Source organism: Achromobacter sp. SX5, from assembly GCF_056711425.1.
Map to the genome: position 1 here is coordinate 2,259,133 of NZ_CM160041.1, position 20,709 is coordinate 2,279,841.

20 protein-coding genes are annotated in these 20,709 nt (G+C 66.2%); 17 read left to right on the forward strand and 3 right to left on the reverse strand.

Features of this window, described 5'->3' with window-relative positions:
• Window positions 1–24 precede the first annotated feature (24 nt).
• Both clpX and lon read left to right on the forward strand, forming a co-directional pair.
• The gene (clpX, locus tag AC1M14_RS10750) at window positions 25–1,323 is read left to right on the forward strand and encodes an ATP-dependent Clp protease ATP-binding subunit ClpX (RefSeq protein WP_102772822.1); all 1,299 of its coding nucleotides are present in this window, start codon (window positions 25–27) and stop codon (window positions 1,321–1,323) included.
• A gap of 255 nt (window positions 1,324–1,578) precedes the next feature.
• A complete protein-coding gene (gene lon, locus AC1M14_RS10755) occupies window positions 1,579–4,026 on the forward strand; it encodes an endopeptidase La (RefSeq protein WP_102772092.1) in 2,448 nt (815 codons plus the stop codon).
• Window positions 4,027–4,087: 61 nt separating this feature from the next.
• On the opposite strand, the gene lexA is transcribed toward lon, so the two are convergent.
• Window positions 4,088–4,738: a transcriptional repressor LexA gene (gene lexA / locus AC1M14_RS10760; RefSeq protein WP_102772091.1), complete on the reverse strand. Its 651-nt coding sequence runs from the start codon at window positions 4,736–4,738 to the stop codon at window positions 4,088–4,090.
• A gap of 139 nt (window positions 4,739–4,877) precedes the next feature.
• Entirely contained in the window at window positions 4,878–6,077 is a 1,200-nt protein-coding gene (locus AC1M14_RS10765) for an amino acid aminotransferase (protein ID WP_102772090.1), read from the reverse strand.
• Window positions 6,078–6,152: 75 nt separating this feature from the next.
• On the opposite strand from AC1M14_RS10765, the gene uvrB reads away from it, so the two are divergent.
• From uvrB to AC1M14_RS10820, 11 genes are all read left to right on the forward strand, one after another.
• Window positions 6,153–8,246 (forward strand): excinuclease ABC subunit UvrB, encoded by a 2,094-nt coding sequence (gene uvrB / locus AC1M14_RS10770; RefSeq protein ID WP_246842352.1) that lies wholly within the window; start codon window positions 6,153–6,155, stop codon window positions 8,244–8,246.
• A gap of 240 nt (window positions 8,247–8,486) precedes the next feature.
• Window positions 8,487–8,978, forward strand: a complete 492-nt coding sequence (locus AC1M14_RS10775; protein ID WP_042794076.1) for a low molecular weight protein-tyrosine-phosphatase — start codon at window positions 8,487–8,489, stop codon at window positions 8,976–8,978.
• A gap of 189 nt (window positions 8,979–9,167) precedes the next feature.
• Window positions 9,168–9,707, forward strand: coding sequence for a Fe-S cluster assembly transcriptional regulator IscR (gene iscR / locus AC1M14_RS10780; protein WP_062682794.1), 540 nt, complete (start codon window positions 9,168–9,170; stop codon window positions 9,705–9,707).
• Between the two features lie 18 nt (window positions 9,708–9,725).
• A complete protein-coding gene (locus AC1M14_RS10785; RefSeq protein WP_102772089.1) occupies window positions 9,726–10,937 on the forward strand; it encodes an IscS subfamily cysteine desulfurase in 1,212 nt (403 codons plus the stop codon).
• Between the two features lie 33 nt (window positions 10,938–10,970).
• Entirely contained in the window at window positions 10,971–11,375 is a 405-nt protein-coding gene (gene iscU, locus AC1M14_RS10790; protein ID WP_102772088.1) for a Fe-S cluster assembly scaffold IscU, read from the forward strand.
• A 2-nt stretch (window positions 11,376–11,377) separates the two neighbouring features.
• The gene (iscA, locus tag AC1M14_RS10795; RefSeq protein ID WP_102772087.1) at window positions 11,378–11,701 is read left to right on the forward strand and encodes an iron-sulfur cluster assembly protein IscA; all 324 of its coding nucleotides are present in this window, start codon (window positions 11,378–11,380) and stop codon (window positions 11,699–11,701) included.
• 2 nt (window positions 11,702–11,703) lie between these two features.
• Window positions 11,704–12,216 carry a Fe-S protein assembly co-chaperone HscB gene (gene hscB, locus AC1M14_RS10800; RefSeq protein WP_102772086.1) on the forward strand — a complete coding sequence of 171 codons (513 nt, stop codon included), beginning with the start codon at window positions 11,704–11,706 and terminating at the stop codon, window positions 12,214–12,216.
• A gap of 51 nt (window positions 12,217–12,267) precedes the next feature.
• On the forward strand, window positions 12,268–14,133 hold the full coding sequence (hscA, locus tag AC1M14_RS10805; protein ID WP_111824818.1) for a Fe-S protein assembly chaperone HscA: 1,866 nt from the start codon (window positions 12,268–12,270) through the stop codon (window positions 14,131–14,133).
• A gap of 9 nt (window positions 14,134–14,142) precedes the next feature.
• Entirely contained in the window at window positions 14,143–14,484 is a 342-nt protein-coding gene (fdx, locus tag AC1M14_RS10810) for an ISC system 2Fe-2S type ferredoxin (protein ID WP_102772084.1), read from the forward strand.
• Window positions 14,484–14,678, forward strand: coding sequence for a Fe-S cluster assembly protein IscX (gene iscX / locus AC1M14_RS10815; protein WP_111824819.1), 195 nt, complete (start codon window positions 14,484–14,486; stop codon window positions 14,676–14,678). The genes fdx and iscX overlap by 1 nt, the downstream gene beginning before the upstream one ends.
• Window positions 14,679–14,786: 108 nt before the next feature.
• The gene (locus tag AC1M14_RS10820) at window positions 14,787–15,671 is read left to right on the forward strand and encodes a methylglyoxal synthase (protein ID WP_479731544.1); all 885 of its coding nucleotides are present in this window, start codon (window positions 14,787–14,789) and stop codon (window positions 15,669–15,671) included.
• A 13-nt stretch (window positions 15,672–15,684) separates the two neighbouring features.
• Here AC1M14_RS10820 and AC1M14_RS10825 read toward each other — a convergent pair whose 3' ends face one another.
• The gene (locus tag AC1M14_RS10825; protein WP_479731545.1) at window positions 15,685–16,488 is read right to left on the reverse strand and encodes an enoyl-CoA hydratase/isomerase family protein; all 804 of its coding nucleotides are present in this window, start codon (window positions 16,486–16,488) and stop codon (window positions 15,685–15,687) included.
• 249 nt (window positions 16,489–16,737) lie between these two features.
• Here AC1M14_RS10825 and AC1M14_RS10830 point away from each other — a divergent pair, with 249 nt between their 5' ends.
• Genes AC1M14_RS10830 through AC1M14_RS10845 form a run of 4 tightly spaced genes read left to right on the forward strand, consistent with a single transcriptional unit; the run spans window position 16,738 to window position 20,695 of the window.
• A complete protein-coding gene (locus tag AC1M14_RS10830) occupies window positions 16,738–17,562 on the forward strand; it encodes an ABC transporter ATP-binding protein (protein ID WP_168202104.1) in 825 nt (274 codons plus the stop codon).
• The gene (locus tag AC1M14_RS10835) at window positions 17,562–18,440 is read left to right on the forward strand and encodes a branched-chain amino acid ABC transporter permease (protein WP_111824821.1); all 879 of its coding nucleotides are present in this window, start codon (window positions 17,562–17,564) and stop codon (window positions 18,438–18,440) included. Before AC1M14_RS10830 ends, AC1M14_RS10835 begins: the two co-directional genes overlap by 1 nt.
• Before the next feature lie 3 nt (window positions 18,441–18,443).
• Entirely contained in the window at window positions 18,444–19,481 is a 1,038-nt protein-coding gene (locus AC1M14_RS10840; RefSeq protein WP_479731546.1) for a branched-chain amino acid ABC transporter permease, read from the forward strand.
• A 32-nt stretch (window positions 19,482–19,513) separates the two neighbouring features.
• Entirely contained in the window at window positions 19,514–20,695 is a 1,182-nt protein-coding gene (locus tag AC1M14_RS10845; protein WP_102772078.1) for an ABC transporter substrate-binding protein, read from the forward strand.
• Window positions 20,696–20,709: the final 14 nt, after the last annotated feature.

A 20,709-nucleotide genomic window follows, 5' to 3' on the forward strand; every position in this document is an offset into this window, starting at 1 on the left:
CTTTACCTGAGATACGAAAGAAATATGCCTGAAAAAAAGGGATCGGCAGACGCAAAAGTGCTGCATTGCTCGTTTTGCAATAAAAGCCAGCATGAAGTCCGCAAGCTGATCGCGGGTCCGTCGGTATTCATCTGCGATGAATGCATAGATCTGTGCAACGACATCATCCGCGAAGAGGCGCAGGCCACCGCGCGCGCGGCGATTCGTTCCGAGCTGCCCACTCCGGCTGAAATCAAGACCTTCCTCGACCAGTACGTGATCGGGCAGAATTCGCCCAAGCGCATGCTGGCGGTGGCGGTCTACAACCACTACAAGCGCATCCGCCACGGCGAGATCAAGGGCGACGAGGTCGAGCTCTCCAAGAGCAACATCATGCTGATCGGCCCCACCGGGTCGGGCAAGACGCTGCTGGCCCAGACGCTGGCGCGCATGCTGAACGTGCCCTTCGTCATGGCCGACGCCACCACGCTGACCGAAGCCGGTTACGTGGGCGAAGACGTCGAGAACATCATTCAGAAGTTGCTGCAGAACTGCAACTACGAAGTGGAAAAGGCGCAGCGCGCCATCATCTACATCGATGAAATCGACAAGATCTCGCGCAAGTCGGACAACCCGTCCATCACCCGCGACGTGTCGGGCGAGGGCGTGCAGCAGGCCCTGCTCAAGCTGATCGAAGGCACGGTCGCCTCGGTGCCGCCGCAGGGCGGGCGCAAGCACCCCAACCAGGACTTCGTCCAGGTCGACACGACCAACATCCTGTTCATCGTCGGCGGCGCCTTCGACGGGCTGGAAAAGGTCATCCGCGACCGTACCGAGAAATCGGGCATCGGCTTCTCGGCCTCGGTGCGCGCCAAGTCCGAACGCGGCGTGGGCGAGCTGTTCTCCGAAGTCGAGCCGGAAGACCTGATCAAGTTCGGCCTCATCCCCGAGCTGGTCGGCCGCCTGCCGGTGGTCGCCACGCTGGACGAGCTGGACGAGGCCGCGCTGGTGCAGATCCTCACCGAGCCCAAGAACGCCCTGCTCAAGCAGTTCCAGAAGCTGTTCGCCATGGAAGGCGCCGAGCTCGACGTGCGGCCCGCCGCCCTCAAGGCGATCGCCCGCAAGGCGCTGCGCCGCAAGACCGGCGCCCGCGGCCTGCGCTCCATCATCGAGCAGGCCCTGCTCGACACCATGTACGACCTGCCTTCCCAGGGCAACGTCAAGCGCGTGGTGCTGGACGAAGGCGCCATCGACGGAGACGGCAAGCCCTTGCTGATCTACGCCGACGAAGCCGCCGCGACGGACAAGCCGGAGCGGGGAGAAGTCAGGGACGCCGCGGCCTGATATTTCAAAAAAGCCCGTTCTCGTAACGGGTTTTTTTGTCTCCAGGCGTACCGTCGGGGGAAATCCGCTTTTCTCCCGGCCCTGTCCCCTGCATACTGAAGGTGCCCCCGCGGGGTTTTTTTAACCTTTGGGCTATCGAGGCGCCGAGATCTTGAATTTTCGGCTATTGTTCCCATAACAGACGTAACTGACGTGCTTGGTCCGAAAATCGGGCCAACCGTCCCCGATACGCCGAGTCATACCGAGGAACCTCCTATGTCTGCCAGCCAGACCCTGCCTTCCGACCCGATCGACCTGCCCCTGCTCCCACTGCGCGACGTGGTGGTGTTCCCGCACATGGTCATCCCGCTGTTCGTCGGCCGTCCGCGCTCGATCCGCGCGCTCGAGGTTGCGATGGAAGCGGGCAAAAGCATCATGCTGGTGGCCCAGAAATCCGCCGGCAAGGATGATCCCACGCCCGAAGACGTCTACGAGATCGGCTGCGTCGCCGGCATCCTGCAAATGCTCAAGCTGCCCGACGGCACCGTCAAGGTGCTGGTCGAGGGCACCCAGCGCGCCCGCATCAACAGCATCGAAGACGCCGATTCGCACTTCACCTGCCAGGTGTCGCCGATCGAACCCGACGCCATGCAGGGCTCCGAAACCGAGGCCCTGCGCCGCGCGATCGTCGCCCAGTTCGAGCAGTACGTAAAACTGAACAAGAAGATCCCCCCGGAGATCCTGACCTCGCTGGCCGGCATCGACGATGCCGGGCGCCTGGCCGACACGATCGCCGCGCATCTTCCGCTGAAACTCGAGCAGAAGCAGAAAATGCTCGAGATCGTCGGCACCTCCGAGCGCCTCGAAGGCCTGCTCACGCAGCTCGAAACCGAAATCGACATCCTCCAGGTCGAGAAGCGGATTCGCGGCCGCGTGAAGAAGCAGATGGAAAAGAGCCAGCGCGACTACTACCTGAATGAGCAGGTCAAGGCCATTCAGAAGGAGTTGGGCGAGGGCGAAGAGGGCGCGGACATCGAAGAGCTCGAAAAGAAGATCATCGCCGCGCACATGCCCAAAGAGGCGCGCAAGAAGGCCGATGCCGAGCTCAAGAAGCTCAAGCTCATGTCGCCCATGTCGGCCGAAGCCACCGTGGTGCGCAACTACATCGATACGCTCATCAATCTTCCCTGGAAGAAAAAGAGCAAGATCAACAATTCCATCAGCAACGCCGAGGCGGTGCTGGACAACGACCACTATGGCCTGGAGAAGGTCAAGGAACGCATCCTGGAATACCTTGCCGTGCAGCAGCGCGTGGACAAGGTGAAGGCGCCGATCCTGTGTCTGGTCGGCCCTCCGGGCGTGGGCAAGACCTCGCTGGGGCAGTCCATCGCCAAGGCCACGAACCGCAAGTTCGTGCGCATGGCGCTGGGCGGCGTGCGCGACGAAGCCGAGATCCGCGGCCACCGCCGCACGTACATCGGCTCCATGCCGGGCAAGATCGTCCAGAACATGTCCAAGGTGGGCGTGCGCAATCCGCTGTTCCTGCTCGATGAAATCGACAAGCTGGGCATGGATTTCCGCGGCGACCCCTCGTCGGCCCTGCTCGAAGTGCTGGACCCGGAACAGAACCACACATTCCAGGACCACTACATCGAAGTCGACTTCGACCTGTCCGACGTCATGTTCGTGGCCACCAGCAACACGCTGAACATTCCGCCGGCCCTGCTGGACCGGATGGAAGTGATCCGCCTGTCGGGCTACACCGAGGAAGAAAAGATCCACATCGCCCGCGACCATCTGCTGCCCAAGCTGATGAAGAACAACGGCGTCAAGGATAGCGAGCTGACCGTCGACGACAGCGCGCTGCGCGACATCGTGCGCTACTACACCCGCGAAGCCGGCGTGCGTGCGCTCGAACGCGAAGTGGGCAAGATCTGCCGCAAGGTCATCAAGCAGCTGCTGACCCAGGCCGACCGCGCCAAGGCCGAGGGCAAGACGCCCGAGGTCAAGCCGGTCAACGTGACGGGTGAGAACCTGAACGAATACCTGGGCGTGCGCCGCTACGCCTTCGGCATGGCCGAGAAGGAAAACCAAATCGGCCAGGTCACCGGCCTGGCGTGGACCGAAGTCGGCGGCGACCTGCTGACGATCGAAGTCGCCGACATGCCCGGCAAGGGCGTCATCCAACGCACCGGTTCGCTGGGCGACGTGATGAAGGAATCGGTCGAGGCGGCCCGCACGGTGGTGCGCTCGCGCGCCCGCCGCCTGGGCTTTGCCGACAGCGTGTTCGAGAAGCACGATATGCACGTGCACGTGCCGGAAGGCGCGACGCCCAAGGACGGCCCGTCCGCCGGTATCGCGATCACCACGGCCATGGTGTCGGCCCTGTCGCGCATCCCGGTGCGCGCCGACGTCGCCATGACCGGCGAGATCACGCTGCGCGGCGAAGTGCTGCCCATCGGCGGCCTGAAGGAAAAGCTGCTGGCCGCCCACCGCGGCGGGATCAAGATGGTTCTGATCCCGGAAGAAAACGTCAAGGACCTGGCGGAGATTCCGGACAACGTCAAGAACCACCTCGAGATCGTGCCGGTGCGCTGGATCGACAAGGTGCTGGAGCTGGCGCTGGAACGCCTGCCCGAGCCCCTGGCCGAGGAAGAAGCGGTCAAGGAGCCCCTGGTGGCCAAGCCCGCCGAAGGCTCGACCGATCCGGTGCTCAAGCACTGACCGGTTCGGCCGCCCAAACAGAAACCCGCCTAGGCGGGTTTCTTTATGCCTGCGCGCAGGCTCAATGCAGCGCGTGCGTACGAATCAGCCCCACCGCGATGCCTTCCAGCGCGAAATCCTGGTCGGCCCCGACCACGATGGTCTGGAAGTCCGGATTTTCGGGCAGGAGCTCGATATGGCCGTTCTGGCGCTGCAGGCGCTTGACCGTGACGTCGTCGCCGAGGCGGGCCACCACGATCTGGCCGTTGCGGGCCTCGGACGCTTTTTTGACGGCGAGCAGGTCGCCTTCGAGGATGCCGGCGTCGCGCATGCTCATGCCGCGCACCTTCAGCAGGTAGTCGGGCGCCTGGGCGAACAGGTTGGGGTCCACGCCGACCTCGCGTTCGACGTGTTCGGCCGCCAGGATGGGGCTGCCGGCGGCCACGCGGCCCACCAGCGGCAGCAAGAGCTGCGCCAGGGCGGGCATGGGCAGGGATGCCTGCGCGGGCGCGCCGGCGGCGTCCTTCAGGCGGATGCCGCGCGAGGCGCCCGCGGTGAGCTCGATGGCCCCCTTGCGCGCCAGCGCCTTGAGGTGGTCTTCGGCTGCGTTGGGCGAGCGGAAACCCAGGGCCTGCGCGATCTCGGCGCGTGTGGGCGGAAAACCCGTGCGCGCGACGGTTTGCCTGATGAGATCCAGGATTTGCTGTTGGCGATCGGTGAGTTTGCTGGCCATGGCGATGATCCGTTGCTGGCGGACTGTACATATATACAGCGGCCATTCTGGGGGACGCAGCGCAAAAAAGCAAGCCGTGGGCGGGCGTCCATAAAAAACGGGACCCGCGGGTCCCGTTTGAGGCCGGATGGCGGGCCGTTTACAGCACCGCGGCGATGCTCTTGGCGACCTTGTCGATGTTGCCGCTGTTGAGCGCGGCCACGCAGATGCGGCCGCTGGACACGGCGTAGACGCCATGCTCTTCGCGCAGGCGGTCCACCTGGGCGGCGGTCAGGCCCGAGTACGAGAACATGCCGCGCTGGCGCAGCACGAAGCTGAAGTCCTGCTTGCCGCCGTGTTCCTGGATCTTCTCGACCAGCTGCTTGCGCATCAGGCGGATGCGGTCGCGCATGCCGGCCAGTTCCTGTTCCCACATGGCGAACAGTTCGGGCGTGTTCAGCACCGTGGACACCACCGTGCCGCCGTGGGTGGGCGGGTTGGAGTAGTTGGTGCGGATCACGCGCTTGAGCTGGCTCAGCACGCGGGCGGCTTCGTCCTTGCTGCCGGCCACGACCGTCAGCGCGCCGACGCGCTCGCCGTACAGCGAGAACGACTTCGAGAACGAGGAGCTGATGAACATGGTCAGGTCCAGGTCGGCGAACATGCGCACGACCGCGGCGTCTTCCGTCAGGCCGTCGCCGAAGCCCTGGTAGGCGATGTCCAGGAACGGCACCAGATTGTTTTCCTTGACCACGGCGGCGATCTGCTTCCACTGGTCCATGGTGGGGTCCACGCCGGTGGGGTTGTGGCAGCAGGCGTGCAGCACGACCACGGTCTTGGCCGGAGCGGCCTTCAGGTCGGCCAGCATGGCGTCGAAGTCCAGGCCGCGGGTGGCGGCGTCGTAGTAGGCGTAGGTGCCGACTTCGAAACCGGCGCGCTCGAACAGCGCGCGGTGGTTTTCCCAGCTCGGGTTGCTGATCAGGACCTTGGAAGAGGGCAGCAGCTGGCGCAGGAAGTCGGCGCCGATCTTCAGCGCGCCCGTGCCGCCCAGGGCCTGGGTGGTCAGCACGCGGCCGGCGGCGGCCAGCGCGGAATCCTTGCCCAGCAGCAGGGCCTGCGCGCCGGCGTTGTACCCGGCGATACCTTCGATCGGCAGGTAGCCGCGGGCCGCGGCGGCCTCGATGCGGGCGGTTTCAGCCTTGCGCACCGCGCCCAGCAGGGGGATGCGGCCCTCGTCGTCGTAGTACACGCCCACGCCCAGATTGACTTTACCGGGACGCGTGTCGGCGTTGTATTGTTCGTTCAGGCCAAGAATGGGGTCGCGCGGCGCGAGTTCGACGGAATCGAAAAGGGTGCTCATGGGAGTCTGATGAGGTGGGTGGACGCAGTCCGGGGTGCTGTGGATAATGGGGGGTTTACCCTGGAAGAGTCTAGCATGCCTAAGCCCACAATAGACCCGAGCGTGGAAGCCGTCGTCGCCGGGGACGATGGCGTGCCAGCCGTTGCCGGCGGCGGCTTCATCGACTTTCCGGGCAGCCCGTTTCACCTGTACCAGCCATATCCGCCGGCCGGCGACCAGCCCGCCGCCATCGACGGCCTGGTCCAGGGCGTCGAAGACGGCCTGATGTTCCAGACGCTCCTGGGCGTGACCGGTTCGGGCAAGACCTACACCATGGCCAACGTCATCGCGCGCCTGGGCCGGCCCGCGCTGGTGCTGGCCCCCAACAAGACGCTGGCCGCGCAGCTCTACGCCGAGATGCGCGAGTTCTTCCCGAAGAACGCGGTCGAGTACTTCGTCTCGTACTACGACTACTACCAGCCCGAGGCCTACGTGCCGACGCGCGACCTGTTCATCGAGAAAGACTCCTCCATCAACGAGCACATCGAGCAGATGCGGCTGTCGGCCACCAAGAGCCTGCTGGAGCGCCGCGACACCATCATCGTGGGCACGGTGTCGTGTATCTACGGTATCGGCAATCCTGGCGACTACCACGCGATGGTGCTGATCCTGCGCGCCGGCGACCAGATCTCGCGGCGCGAGATCCTGGCGCGCCTGGTCGCCATGCAGTACACCCGCAACGACGCCGATTTCACGCGCGGCACCTTCCGCGTGCGCGGCGAGACCATCGACATCTTTCCGGCCGAAAGCCCCGAGCTGGCGCTGCGCCTGACGCTGTTCGACGACGAGGTCGAAAGCCTGGAGCTCTTCGACCCCCTGACCGGCCGCATCCGCCAGAAGCTGCCGCGCTTCACCGTCTATCCCGGCTCGCACTACGTAACGCCGCGCGACACCGTGCTGCGCGCCATCGAGACCATCAAGGAAGAGCTGCGCGAACGCGTCAGGCGCTTCACCGACGACGGCCACCTGGTCGAGGCCCAGCGCCTGGAGCAGCGCACCCGCTTCGACCTGGAGATGCTGCAGGAGCTGGGCTTCTGCAAGGGCATCGAGAACTACTCGCGCCACCTGTCGGGCGCCGCCCCGGGCGAGCCGCCGCCCACCCTGATCGACTACCTGCCGGCCGACGCGCTCATGTTCATCGACGAAAGCCACGTCACCATCGGCCAGCTGGGCGGCATGTACCGCGGCGACCGCTCGCGCAAGGAGACGCTGGTGCAGTACGGGTTCCGGCTGCCCTCGGCGCTGGACAACCGGCCGCTGCGGCTGGAGGAGTTCGAGGCCCGCATGCGCCAGTGCGTATTCGTCTCGGCCACGCCGGCCGCCTACGAGAAAGAGCACGCCGACAACGTCGTCGAGCAGGTGGTGCGTCCCACCGGCCTGGTCGATCCGCTGGTCGAGGTGCTGCCGGCGCGCACCCAGGTCGACGACCTGCTGGGCCGGATCAAGGAACGCGTGGCGCGCAGCGAACGGGTGCTGGTCACCACCCTGACCAAGCGCATGGCCGAGGACCTGACGGACTTCCTGAGCGAGCACGGCGTGCGGGTGCGCTACCTGCACTCCGACATCGACACGGTCGAGCGGGTGGAGATCATCCGCGACCTGCGCCTGGGCACCTTCGACGTGCTGGTGGGGATCAACCTGCTGCGCGAAGGCCTGGACATTCCCGAAGTGTCGCTGGTCGCCATCCTGGACGCCGACAAAGAGGGTTTCCTGCGTTCCGAGCGCAGCCTGATCCAGACCATCGGGCGGGCCGCGCGCAACCTGAACGGCCACGCCATCCTCTATGCCGACCGCATCACCGATTCGATGCAGCGCGCCATCGAGGAAACCGGCCGCCGCCGCAACAAGCAGCTGCAGTTCAACGAGGACCACGGCATCACGGCGCGCGGCGTGCAGAAGGCGGTGCGCGAGCTCATCGACGGCATCGTCGCGCCGACCCAGCACGACGCGCTGGAAGCGGCGGTGCCGGCCGAATTCATGAAGGACGAAAAGGCCATGGCGCGCGAAATCAAGCGCCTGGAAAAGCTGATGATGGACCACGCCCGCAACCTGGAATTCGAGCAGGCCGCGGCGGCGCGCGACGCCCTGACCGCGCTGAAACAGCGGGTGCTGCTGGACGGCGCCGTCTGACGTATCTTGTTGTGTCTTTTTGCTGACACCTTGCTGAATCGGCCGCCGATCTGTTGCGTTGCAATCGCCCGCCTGCGGCGCCGTCGATTATCCCGCCCCGGAGTTCAAGCGTTGCTTTTGATTGTTGATGCAAGCCATTGAATCATATGAAAAAGTGATGGGGACATATTTGCCCTGAGCCATTTACGCAAACGCAAAAAAAACTTGCCTTATCTCGGGTTTTCCCGCACACTTACACCCATGATGACCAAGGTACTTTTCGTTTGCATGGGCAATATCTGTCGCTCGCCGAGCGCAGAGGGCGTGTTTCGCCATTTGGTGAATGACGCGGGTTTGAGCGATGTGGTTCGCATCGACTCCGCGGGCACGCACGCGTTTCACATCGGCGAGGCGCCTGATGCCCGGGCGCAGGCCGCAGCGCGCAAGCGCGGCTACGAGATCACGCACTGCGAAGCGCGTCAGGTCACCGCGGAAGATTTCCGCGATTTCGACCTGATCCTCGCCATGGACTGGGACAACCTCTCGGCCATGCAGCAGCAGTGCCCCAAGGCCTACCAGCACAAGCTGATGCTGCTGATGCGCTTTGCCAACGAGTTCGAAGAGGCCACCGTGCCCGATCCCTACTATGGCGGCGCCGACGGTTTCGGCAAGGTTCTGGACTACCTCGAAGACGCCTGTCAGGGTGTGCTCGAACTGGTGCGCAAGCGCGCAACCCAGTACCAGGCAGCCTGATTCCGTACTTGGAACCGCCTGTGTGCGGTTCCCGGAAGTGCCTGGCAATGAAAAACCGCGCATATGCGCGGTTTTTTCTAGGCCGGTGCCATACCAAATTAGTCGGGATTAGGCTATACTTGAGCCAATTACTCGGGTATTGGCCGCTGGATTCGCCGGCGGCCGTTGCCGAATCACTGGGAACCTACCATGCGGCTAACTACCAAAGGGCGTTTCGCCGTGACTGCCATGATCGACCTGGCTATGCGGCAGCATAGCGGTCCGGTCACGCTTGCGGCCATCAGCCAGCGTCAGAATATCTCGTTGTCCTACCTGGAACAGCTGTTCGGCAAGCTGCGCCGCCACGAACTCGTGGACAGCGTGCGCGGCCCGGGCGGCGGCTATTCGCTGGCCCGCCTGGCGCGCAACGTGACCGTCGCCGACATCATCTTCGCCGTGGACGAGCCGCTGGACGCCACCAGCTGCGGCGGCAAGCGCGACTGTACCAGCGGCAACGACGGCAAGCCGGGCAAGTGCATGACGCACGAACTCTGGGCCACGCTCAACCGCAAGATGGTCGATTACCTGGACTCGGTGTCGCTGCAGGATCTGGTCGATCAGCAGCGCGTGCGCCAGCTGCAGGAAGCCAACAATCAGGCACAGGCCTGCGCAGTCCGCGTCAACCGGGTGGGGGGCGCCAATGCCGCCAATGCCCCGACCGCGACCGTCGCCGCCAATGCCACCGTATAAGTAGTAGGAGTTGTAGAAATGACCACCCGCCCGATCTATCTGGACTATTCCGCCACGACGCCCGTCGATCCCCGCGTCGTTGAAAAGATGGTGCCCTGGCTGTACGACAACTTCGGCAACCCGGCTTCGCGCAGCCACGCGTTCGGCTGGGAGTCGGAAGAGGCCGTCGAGCGCGCCCGCGAAGAAGTCGCCAAGCTGGTCAACGCCGACCCGCGCGAAATCGTCTGGACCTCCGGCGCCACGGAATCCGACAACCTGGCCATCAAGGGCGCCGCGAACTTCTACTCCGAGCGCGGCAAGCACATCATTACCGTCAAGACCGAGCACAAGGCCGTGCTCGACACCTGTCGCGAGCTGGAGCGCCAGGGCTTCGAAGTGACCTACCTGGACGTCAAGGACAACGGCCTGATCGACCTGGACACCTTCAAGGCCGCGCTGCGCCCCGACACCGTGCTGGTGTCCGTGATGATGGTGAACAACGAAATCGGCGTGATCCAGGACGTGGAAACCCTGGGCGAAATCTGCCGCGAGAAGGGCATCATCTTCCACGTCGACGCCGCGCAGGCCACCGGCAAGGTGGAAATCGACCTGCAGAAGCTCAAGGTCGACCTGATGTCGTTCTCGGCCCACAAGACCTATGGCCCCAAGGGCATCGGCGCCCTGTACGTGCGCCGCAAGCCGCGCATCCGCATCGAAGCGCAGATGCACGGCGGCGGCCATGAGCGCGGTTTCCGCTCGGGCACGCTGGCCACCCACCAGATCGTCGGCATGGGCGAGGCCTTCCGCCTGGCCCGCGAGGAAATGGGCACCGAGAACGAGCGCATCCGCATGTTGCGCGACCGCCTCTGGAAAGGCCTGTCGCAGATCGAAGAGGTCTACCTGAACGGCGACATGGACCAGCGCGTGCCGCACAACCTGAACGTCAGCTTCAACTATGTCGAAGGCGAGTCCCTGATCATGGCGATCAAGGAACTGGCCGTCTCCAGCGGCTCGGCCTGCACCTCGGCCAGCCTGGAACCGTCCTACGTGCTGCGCGCCCTGGGCCGCAACGACGAGCTGGCGCACAGCTCGATCCGTTTCACGCTGGGCCGCTTCACCACCGAGCAGGAAGTCGACTTCGCCGTCGAGCTCATCAAGAGCCGCGTCGGCAAGCTGCGCGATATGTCGCCGCTGTGGGAAATGGCCAAGGAAGGCATCGACTTGAACACCGTGCAGTGGGCCGCGCACTAAGCGCCCGCGCCAAGAAATCCGTGGAGAAATAGCATGTCTTACAGCACCAAAGTTCTGGATCACTACGAAAACCCCCGCAACGTCGGCTCGTTCGACAAGTCGGACGAATCGGTGGGCACCGGCATGGTCGGCGCGCCGGCCTGTGGCGACGTCATGAAGCTGCAGATCAAGGTCAACGAAGCCGGCGTGATCGAAGACGCGCGCTTCAAGACCTACGGCTGCGGCTCGGCCATCGCCTCCAGCTCGCTGGTGACGGAATGGGTCAAGGGCAAGACGCTCGACGAGGCCATGAAGATCCGCAACACGCAGATCGCCGAAGAGCTGGCCCTGCCGCCGGTGAAGGTGCACTGTTCCATCCTGGCCGAAGACGCGATCAAGGCGGCGGTGCAGAACTACAAAGAAAAGCATTCGGTCGCGGCCGAAACCGTGGCGAGCTGAACATGTCCGTTACCCTGACCCAACAGGCCGCCACCCATATCGGCCGCTACCTGCAGAAGCGCGGAAAGGGTATCGGCTTGCGGCTCGGCGTTAGGACCACGGGCTGCTCCGGCATGGCCTACAAGCTCGAGTACGTGGACGACGCGGCGCCCGAGGACCAGGTGTTCGAGAGCTTCGGCGTGAAGGTTTTCGTCGATCCCAAGAGCCTGTCCTACCTCGACGGCACCGAGCTCGACTACGCCCGCGAAGGCCTGAACGAAGGCTTCAAGTTCCGCAACCCCAACGAGAAGGCGACCTGCGGCTGCGGCGAGTCGTTCACGGTGTAGTCTTGGCTGGAGACGACCACTTCAGCCTGTTCGGCTTGCCGGCACGCTTCGACCTCGACGCCCGGGCGCTGGAAAGCGCGTGGCGCGCCGTCGCCGCCCAGGTGCATCCCGACCGTTACGCCACCGCCAGTCCGGCCGAACGCCGCGTCGCCATGCAATGGGCGGCGCGCGCCAACGAGGCCTACCGCCAGCTGCGCGACCCGCTGCTGCGGGCCCGCTACCTGTGCGAACAGGCCGGCGTGGACCTGCAGACCGAAAGCAACACCTCCATGGACGGCGCCTTCCTGATGCAGCAGATGACCTGGCGCGAGATGCTGGACGATGCGCGCGGCGACGCCGCCGCCCTGGCCGCCTTGCAGGCCGAGCTGGAGCAGGCGCGCGCTTCCATGCACGCCACGCTCGCCCGCCTGCTGGACCAGGAGCGCGACTACGCCGCGGCCGGCGCCAAGGTGCGGGAATGGATGTTCGTGGAGAAGCTGGCGCAGGAACTGGCAGAAGCCCAGCCCGCCGGATAGCCCAAGGCGCGCGGCCGCGCCGCCGCCCACAGATCAGAAGAACCGAATCACATGGCCTTATTGCAGATATCCGAACCCGGTGAATCGCCCGCGCCGCACCAGCGCAAGCTGGCGGTCGGGATCGACCTGGGCACGACCAATTCCCTCGTCGCGGCGGTGCGCAGCAGCGTCGCCGAAGTGCTGACGGATGCGCAGGGCCAGGCCCTGCTGCCGTCGGCCGTGCGCTATTTCCCCGACGGCAAGGTCACCACGGGCCGCGAGCCGCTGGCCCAGCAGGCGCAGGACCCCCACAACACCGTGGTGTCGGTCAAGCGCTTCATGGGCCGCTCGCTGGCGGAGGCCCAGGCCATGCGCGCGCCCTACGAATTCGTGGACGCGCCCGGCATGGTGCGCATCCGCACGGTGCAGGGTGACCTGAGCCCGGTCGAGGTGTCGGCGCAGATCCTGGCGGTGTTGCGCCAGCGCGCCGAAGACGTGCTGGGCGACGACCTGGTGGGCGCCGTCATCACGGTGCCCGCGTATTTCGACGACGCCCAGCGCCAGGCCACCCGCGACGCGGCCCGCCTGGCCGGGCTGAACGTGCTGCGCCTGCTCAACGAGCCGACCGCGGCGGCCATCGCCTACGGCCTGGATCATGCGGCCGAGGGCGTGTACGCGGTGTACGACCTGGGCGGCGGCACCTTCGACATTTCCATCCTGCGCCTGACCCAGGGCGTGTTCGAAGTAATCGCCACGGGCGGCGACACGGCGCTGGGCGGCGACGATTTCGACTCCCTGATCGCCGACCGCGCCCTGGCCGGACTGGCCGCCGGCGGCGAGCTGACGCCGTCGGACCGGCGCGGCCTGCTGATGGCCGCGCGCGCGGCGCGCGAAGCGCTGTCCGATGCCGACGAGGCCCGTGTGCAGCTGGCGCTGTCGGACGGCCGCAAGCTGGACGCGGCGCTGACCCGCGCCGAATTCGAAACCCTGGCCCGGCCCCTGATCGAACGCACCCTGGACTGCGCCCGGCGCGCGCTGCGCGACGCCGCGCTCGCGCCGGCCGACGTGCGCGGCGTGGTGATGGTGGGCGGCGCGACCCGCATGCCGGTGGTGCGCGCGGCGGTGGGGCAGCTGTTCGGCACCACGCCCCTGACCGACCTGGACCCCGACCAGGTGGTGGCGCTGGGCGCGGCGCTGCAGGCCAACCTGCTGGCCGGCAACCGCGCTCCGGGCGAGGACTGGCTGCTGCTGGACGTGATCCCGCTGTCGCTGGGACTGGAAACCATGGGTGGCCTGGTGGAGCGCGTGATCCCGCGCAACAGCACCATTCCGGTGGCGCGCGCCCAGGAATTCACCACCTTCAAGGACGGCCAGACCGCCATGAGCATCCACGTGGTGCAGGGCGAGCGCGACCTGGTCGCCGATTCGCGCTCGCTGGCGCGCTTCGAGCTGCGCGGCATTCCGCCCATGGTGGCGGGCGCGGCGCGCATCCGCGTGACCTTCCAGGTGGACGCCGACGGGCTGCTGAGCGTGACCGCCCGCGAGCAAAGCCAGGGCGTCGAGGCCATGGTGTCGGTCAAGCCGTCCTACGGCCTGTCGGACGAGGAAATCGCGCAGATGCTGGCCGACAGCGTGGCGCAGGCCGATTCCGACGCGCAGGCCCGCATGCTGCGCGAGCAGCAGGTCGATGCCCGCCAGCTGGTGGAATCCGTGCAGGCCGCGCTGGCCGTGGACGGCGACCTGCTGGACGCCGAAGAGCGCAAGCGCGTGGACGAGTGCCTGCAGGCCGCCACCGCGGCGCAGGATGCGACCGACGCCGATACCGTGAAGGACGCGGTGCAGGCCCTGGCGGCGGCGACCGACGAGTTCGCGGCGCGCCGCATGGACCGCAGCATCCGCGCCGCGCTGGCCGGCCGCAAACTAGATGAGATCGCCTGATAACACGTTATGCCGAAACTGACCGTATTGCCTCATCCCGATTACTGCCCGGAAGGCGCCGTGATCGAAGACGCGCCCAAGGGCGTGTCGATCTGCCGCGTGCTGCTGGACAACCACATCGACATCGAGCACGCCTGCGAACTGTCGTGCGCCTGCACCACCTGTCACGTGGTGGTCAAGCAGGGTTATGCTTCGCTCGAGGACGCCACCGACGACGAAGAGGATCTGCTGGACAAGGCCTGGGGCCTGACCCCGACCTCGCGCCTGTCGTGCCAGGCGCTGGTGGCGGACGCCGACCTGACGGTCGAGATTCCCAAGTACACCATCAACCACGCGAAAGAGGGCCATTGATGAAGTGGACCGACACCTACGAGATCGCCGCCGCGCTGGCCGATGCGTATCCGGACGTGGACCCCAAGACGCTGCGCTTCGTGCAGCTGCGCGAGTGGGTCCTGGCCTTGCCGGGTTTCAGCGACGATCCCGCCCATTGCGGCGAGAAAATCCTGGAGGCCATCCAGATGGCCTGGATCGACGAAGCCGACTGAAGGCCGGCTTCGGACAAGCTCCCCCCGGGGAGCTTTTTTTTCGCCGGCGGGTAATGCGGGCCACGGTATCATCGGTATCTCCGCCGTTTCTTTTGCCCGAGTCTATCGATGCCCGCTGCCCAATTGCGCTTTGGCCTGGCCGCCAACCGGCTCCACCACGAAACTCCCGACGCCGCCCTGTTCAGCTGGCTGCGCGCCTGCTCGTCCACCATCCGCGAACTGGGCGTGCAGCTGCACACCGTGGGCCGCACGCACGACGCCATCGTGCGCGAAGGCATGCTGCAGGGCTATAGCGGCCTGATCCGCTATCCCTATGGCCGCGAGGGCGGCCTGATGAAGCTGGTGGCCCGGGTCACCGAGGGCCGCGACGGCGACGCGCCGTTCGACGGCGCGATCTACCTGATCGATCCGGTCGACCCGTCTTCGATTTTTCCCGAGGCGCTGGCCTTGAAGCGCCAGTGCATCACGCATGGCCGGCCGTTCATCTCGACGCTGGCCGGCGCCATCGAATGGATGGAGGTCGAGCGCGTGCACGCCGGGCTGGCGCCGGACGTTTCGGTCTCGCGCCTGTTCAACTTCACCGGCCAGACCCTGGCGCTGATCGCCCACGACGCCCTGAAGGACGAAATGGTGGCGTTCGCGGCCGAGCACTTCGACGTGCTGTCGCGCTTTGCGCGCCGCGTGGCCACGGGCACCACGGGCGGGCGTCTCAACGAGCTGGCCTGGTCGCGCGGCTGGCCCAAGGACACGCCCTGGGTGCACCGCTACCTGAGCGGCCCGCTGGGCGGCGACGCGCAGATCGCCGAGCTGGTGCTGGAACACCAGTGCCAGCGCGTGATCTTCTTCGAAGACCCGCACGTGGCGCGCCAGCACGAGGCCGACATCCAGCTGCTCGAACGCGCGGTGCGCGTGGTGACGGAATCGGCCACCTGCGCCACCTCGCCGACGGTGGCGCGGCGCTGGGCGCAGGCGGTCGAAAAGCGCGTCGTCTAGTTTTCCTTATGCTTTATCTGCCGCTGAATGTCGGCGGCCGTTTCTCGCGGAAGGCCTGCACGCCTTCGGCGAAATCGGCGCGCGCGGCCGAGTCCAGGAACCGCGCGGTCTCTTCGGCCAGCTGGGTTTCCAGCGGGGCGTGTTCGGCAGCGCGCAGCAGCGCCTTGGCGCCGGCGATGCCGTGCGGGGCGTTCGCGGCCAGGGCGCCGGCGTAGGCCCGCGCCGCTTCGGCCAGATCCCCGGCGGGCGCGGTGCGGGTGACGATGCCCCAGGCCAGCGCCTCGGCCGCGCCGAAGGGGTCGGGACGCAGCAGCAGGTCCAGCGCGCGGCGCGCGCCCAGCACCCGGGTCAGGCCATGCGTCATGCCGGCGTCCGGCGTGGCGCCGAGTTTCAGGTAGGCGGTCAGGAAGCGCGCATCGGCCGCGGCGATGGCCAGGTCGCAGGCCAGCACCAGCGACAGGCCGGCGCCGGCGGCGATGCCATGCACCTGGGCCAGCCATAGCTTGTCCATGCGCGCGACGCGGGCGACGAAATCGTTGAGCGGCGTGAACAGGTCCAGCAGCGTGGCCCGCACGAGCGCGGACTCGCCTTCGAACATGGAGATGTCGCCGCCGGCGCAGAACGCCTTGCCCGCGGCGCGCAGCAGCACCACGCGGACGTCGTCGCGGGCTTCCAGCCATTGGGCCGCCTGCTGCAGGTCGCGGGCCATGGCCACGTCGATGGCGTTGAGCGCGTCGGCGCGGTTGAGCGTCACCGTCGCGATGGCGCCGTCGGTTTCCAGAAGCAGCGTCCGCAGGGCCGGAAGTGCAGGGGTCATGGGAGAGTCTCCGTTATCGGGTAAATACCAGCTGTCGATCCAAAAAACGCGATGCTATGGTCTGAACCGAGCGCTTGCTTGGTTTTGTTTTGAGCACGCTTAGCGTAACGCATTGAACGAAGCATTGAACGATTTTCCGGCGCTGTACTGGCGTGGGTAAAGACAGGTTCGCTGCATCGCCTGCCTCGCGGGTTCGCCAGACTGACGCCGACAACCGATAAAAACTTCGCATCGAAAGCGGGGAGACAAATGGTGGATCGGTCGGACAGCCCTCCGTTGCTGGAGGTCGATGGCGTCACGCTGTCGTTTGGCGGGGTCAAGGCGCTCACGGACGTGGGGTTCCGCGTGGAGCCCGGCTCCATCACCACGGTCATCGGCCCGAACGGCGCCGGCAAGACCTCGCTGTTCAACACCATTTCCGGTTTCTACAAGCCCTCGGCGGGACAGATCCGCTTCCTGGGGCGCGACATCACGCGCGTGGCGGCGCCGGAGCGCGCCAGGCTGGGCCTGGCCCGCAGCTTCCAGAACATCGCGCTGTTTCGCGGCATGACGGTGCTGGACAACATCAAGCTGGGCCGCCATGCCCATCTGCGCAGCAACGTGCTGGACGCGCTTTTCTACCTGGGCCGGGCGCGCCGCGAAGAGATGGCGCTGCGCGCCGATATCGAAGAACGCATCATCGATTTCCTGGAGATCGACCACATCCGCCACGCGCCGGTGGCGGCGCTGTCGTACGGCCTGCAAAAGCGCGTGGAGCTGGCGCGCGCGCTGGCCATGAACCCCAAGGTGCTGATGCTGGACGAGCCGGTGGCCGGCATGAACCGCGAGGAGACCGACGACATGGCGCGCTTCATCCTGGACGCGCGCGCCGAGTGGGGCGTGACGGTGCTGATGGTGGAGCACGACATGGGCATGGTGATGGACCTGTCGGACCACGTGGTGGTGCTGAACTTCGGCCAGGTCATCGCCGACGGCACGCCGGCGCAGGTGCAGGCCGATCCGCAGGTCATCCAGGCCTACCTGGGCGCGGGCGACGTGGGCGATCTGCGCCGCCGGCTGCGGGAGGCGGCCTGATGGACATGCTGTTCTTCCTGGAGGTCTCGCTGGCCGGGCTGGGCAGCGGCGGGCTGTACGCGCTGGCGGCGCTGGCGTTCGTCATCGTCTACAAGGCCACGCGGGTGGTCAACATCGCCATCGGCGAATTCCTGATGCTGGGCGCCTATCTGTTCTATGCGTTCGCCGCGGGCATGGACTGGCCGATATGGCTGGCCATCGCCGGCGCGGTGCTGGCCTCGGGTGTGTTCGGCGCGCTGGTCGAGCGGCTGACCATCAGGCCCATGCTGGGCGAATCGCCGATCTCGGTGTTCATGATCACGGTGGGACTGGCGTCCATCCTGGTGGGCGTGGTGGAGCTGATCTGGACGGCCGATCAGCGGCGCCTGCCGGAATTCATGCCGCGCGCGCCCGTGATGGTGGGCGAGGCCTTCGTGGCGCCCAAGGTGTTCTACGGGTTCTGGGTGGCCGTGGCGCTGGCGCTGCTGGTGCTGGTCGTATTCCGCTACTGGCGCGGCGGGGTGGCGCTGCGCGCCACGGCGTCGGACCAGGGCGCGGCGTATGCGATGGGCATCAACGTGCCGCGCGTGTTTTCGCTGGCCTGGGTGGCCGCCGGCGCCATCGCCGCGGTGTCCGGCGTGATCGTGGGCGCGATCGGCGGGATCTCGTCGTCGATGGGCGTGTTCGGCCTGTCGGTGCTGGTGGTGGTGATCGTGGGCGGGCTGGACAGCGTGGCCGGCGCCCTGGTGGGCGGCGTGTTCATCGGGCTGCTGGAGGCCTGGGCCGGCGCCTACCTGGGCGGCGAGTACAAGCTGCTGGCCACTTTCATCGTGCTGGTGGTGGTGCTGATGGCCAGGCCCTACGGCCTGTTCGGCACCCGTGAAATCGAGAGGCTGTGACCGATGCGCATCGCGACTGCCAAAGAGACCTATCTTGCCGACGAAGCGCTGTTCGATACCGCCACGCAGCGGACCTGGCTGGCGCTGCTGGCCGCCGCGCTGATGCTGTTTCCGTTCATGGCCGACGCGTATTGGCTGTACCTGGCCTGCCTGGTGGCGATCAACATCGCCAGCGCCACGGGCCTGAACATCCTGACCGGCTATACCGGCCTGGTCAGCCTGGGGCAGGCCGCGTTCATGGGCCTGGGCGCATATACGGTGGCCGTGATGGAGCTGCGCCTGGGCACGCCGGTGCTGGTGAACCTGTTGGGCGGCGGCGTAGTGGCGATGCTGGGCGGCCTGTTCGTCGGCATCCCGTCGCTGCGGGTCAAGGGCCTGTACCTGGCGATCTCGACCATCGCGGCCTCGTTCATCGCGCATTTCATTTTCGCCAACTGGGAGTTCACCGGGGGCACCACCGGGCTGCAGGTGCCGCCGGCGCGGCTGCTGGGCGTGGACCTGGACACCTCGTTCAAGATCTATTGGCTGATCGTGCCGGTGACGGCGCTGATGGTGCTGGGGGCGGCCAATCTGTTCCGCACCCGCATCGGGCGGGCCTTCATCGCCATCCGCGACCGCGACATCTCGGCCGAGGTGCTGGGCATCCGGCTGCTGCGCTACAAGCTGCTGTCCTTCGGCCTGTCCTCGTTCTACGCGGGCGTGGCGGGCGGGCTGTGGGCGTATTTCTTCCGCGTGGTCACGCCGGAGAGCTTTCCGCTCATCATGTCCATCTTCTTCCTGGCGGCCATCATCGTGGGCGGAATGGGTTCGATCCTGGGCTCCATCCTGGGCGCGATCTTCATGACCATGGTGCCGGAGCTGCTCAAGCTGGTCGTCGGCTGGCTGCCGGTGGGCGGCGACGCGCTGCGGCTGATCTCGCCGGTGCGCACCATTGTTTTCGGCCTGCTGATCGTGGGCTTTCTGATCTTCGAGCCGCACGGGCTCGCGGAAATCTGGCGGCGAGTGCGCCGTTTCTTCCACCTCTGGCCGTTTCGCACCTGAAGGCCAGCCACAAGACCCACAGGAGACTCACCATGAAGCGCATCCGGATCGGTAGCGGTTTATCCAGGTTGCTGGCCCCGCTGGGCCTGGCGGCGGCACTGGCGGCGGCGCCCGCCGCCCAGGCGGCCGAGGACCTGGTGCTGGGCGGCTCGATCCCGCTGAGCGGGGTCTTCGCCTTCGCCGGGCAGGGCATCCACGCCGGCATCACCGACTACGTGAAGATCGTCAACGACCAGGGCGGGGTGAACGGACGCAAGCTGCGCTACGTGCCCGAGGACACGGCGTACAAGGTCGACGCCTCGGTGGCGGCCTTCAAGAAGATCACCAGCCAGAACAAGGTGAATTTCTACTACGGCGATTCCACCGGGTTCTCCAAGACCATCAACGCCGAATTGAACCGCAGCGGCGACATCCTGATGACCGGCGCTTCCTTCGCCACCGAACTGAACGACCCGGCCAAGTATCCGGCGCAATTCATGCTGGGACCGGACTACACCGAAATGTTCGGCATCCTGCTGCGCTACATCGCCAAGGAACAGCCGGGCGCGAAGGTCGCGTTCGTGTACTCGGACACCGAGTTCGGGCGCGACCCGATAGCCAGCTCGCGCGCGGTCGCCGAGAAGCTGGGGCTGAAGGTCGCCACCGAGATCATGACCCCGCCGGGCAGCGTGGACGTGTCCACCGAAGTCATCAAGCTGCGCCGCGCCGATCCGGACTACACGATCTTCCACGGCTACGTGCTGGCGCCGATTCCGGAGTTCGTGGGGCAGGGCAAGCGCATGGGCCTGAAGACCCGCTACATGGGCACCTTCTGGACCATGGACAACTCCACCGTGATGCAGATGGGCGAGGACGCCGAGGGCTTCATGGGCGTGATGCCGTACCGCTATTACTACGACACCGAGGGCGACGCGCCCATGCTGAAGAAGATCCGCGAAATGCGTCCGCAGTACCAGAGCACCGGCTACATGCAGGGCTTTCTGGCCGCCATGCTGTTCACCGAAGTGGCCAAGCGCACGCTGGACGCCGGCAAGGAGCTGACCGGGGCCAACATGAAGGCGGCGCTCGACGGCATCAAGGACTTCGATACCGGCGGGCTGATCGGCGTGCCCATCACCATCAAGGGCAATTCGATTCCGGTGGGCCGCATCTACCGCGCCGACGTCAAGCAGAAGCAGATGGTGCCGGCTTCCGACTGGATCGTGCTGAAGTGAGGGCGGCGCACGCG

Excerpts from the sequence above, each read along its gene's own strand:
- hscA (WP_111824818.1), top strand. The coding sequence starts at position 12,268 with ATGGCCTTATTGCAGATATCCGAACCCGGTGAATCGCCCGCGCCGCAC.
- iscU (WP_102772088.1), top strand. The coding sequence starts at position 10,971 with ATGTCTTACAGCACCAAAGTTCTGGATCACTACGAAAACCCCCGCAAC.
- AC1M14_RS10830 (WP_168202104.1), top strand. The coding sequence starts at position 16,738 with ATGGTGGATCGGTCGGACAGCCCTCCGTTGCTGGAGGTCGATGGCGTC.
- clpX (WP_102772822.1), top strand. The coding sequence starts at position 25 with ATGCCTGAAAAAAAGGGATCGGCAGACGCAAAAGTGCTGCATTGCTCG.
- uvrB (WP_246842352.1), top strand. The coding sequence starts at position 6,153 with ATGCCTAAGCCCACAATAGACCCGAGCGTGGAAGCCGTCGTCGCCGGG.
- iscA (WP_102772087.1), top strand. The coding sequence starts at position 11,378 with ATGTCCGTTACCCTGACCCAACAGGCCGCCACCCATATCGGCCGCTAC.
- AC1M14_RS10775 (WP_042794076.1), top strand. The coding sequence starts at position 8,487 with ATGATGACCAAGGTACTTTTCGTTTGCATGGGCAATATCTGTCGCTCG.
- AC1M14_RS10845 (WP_102772078.1), top strand. The coding sequence starts at position 19,514 with ATGAAGCGCATCCGGATCGGTAGCGGTTTATCCAGGTTGCTGGCCCCG.
- AC1M14_RS10785 (WP_102772089.1), top strand. The coding sequence starts at position 9,726 with ATGACCACCCGCCCGATCTATCTGGACTATTCCGCCACGACGCCCGTC.
- AC1M14_RS10825 (WP_479731545.1), bottom strand. The coding sequence starts at position 16,488 with ATGACCCCTGCACTTCCGGCCCTGCGGACGCTGCTTCTGGAAACCGAC.
- lon (WP_102772092.1), top strand. The coding sequence starts at position 1,579 with ATGTCTGCCAGCCAGACCCTGCCTTCCGACCCGATCGACCTGCCCCTG.
- AC1M14_RS10835 (WP_111824821.1), top strand. The coding sequence starts at position 17,562 with ATGGACATGCTGTTCTTCCTGGAGGTCTCGCTGGCCGGGCTGGGCAGC.
- AC1M14_RS10840 (WP_479731546.1), top strand. The coding sequence starts at position 18,444 with ATGCGCATCGCGACTGCCAAAGAGACCTATCTTGCCGACGAAGCGCTG.
- AC1M14_RS10765 (WP_102772090.1), bottom strand. The coding sequence starts at position 6,077 with ATGAGCACCCTTTTCGATTCCGTCGAACTCGCGCCGCGCGACCCCATT.
- iscR (WP_062682794.1), top strand. The coding sequence starts at position 9,168 with ATGCGGCTAACTACCAAAGGGCGTTTCGCCGTGACTGCCATGATCGAC.
- iscX (WP_111824819.1), top strand. The coding sequence starts at position 14,484 with ATGAAGTGGACCGACACCTACGAGATCGCCGCCGCGCTGGCCGATGCG.
- lexA (WP_102772091.1), bottom strand. The coding sequence starts at position 4,738 with ATGGCCAGCAAACTCACCGATCGCCAACAGCAAATCCTGGATCTCATC.
- AC1M14_RS10820 (WP_479731544.1), top strand. The coding sequence starts at position 14,787 with ATGCCCGCTGCCCAATTGCGCTTTGGCCTGGCCGCCAACCGGCTCCAC.
- fdx (WP_102772084.1), top strand. The coding sequence starts at position 14,143 with ATGCCGAAACTGACCGTATTGCCTCATCCCGATTACTGCCCGGAAGGC.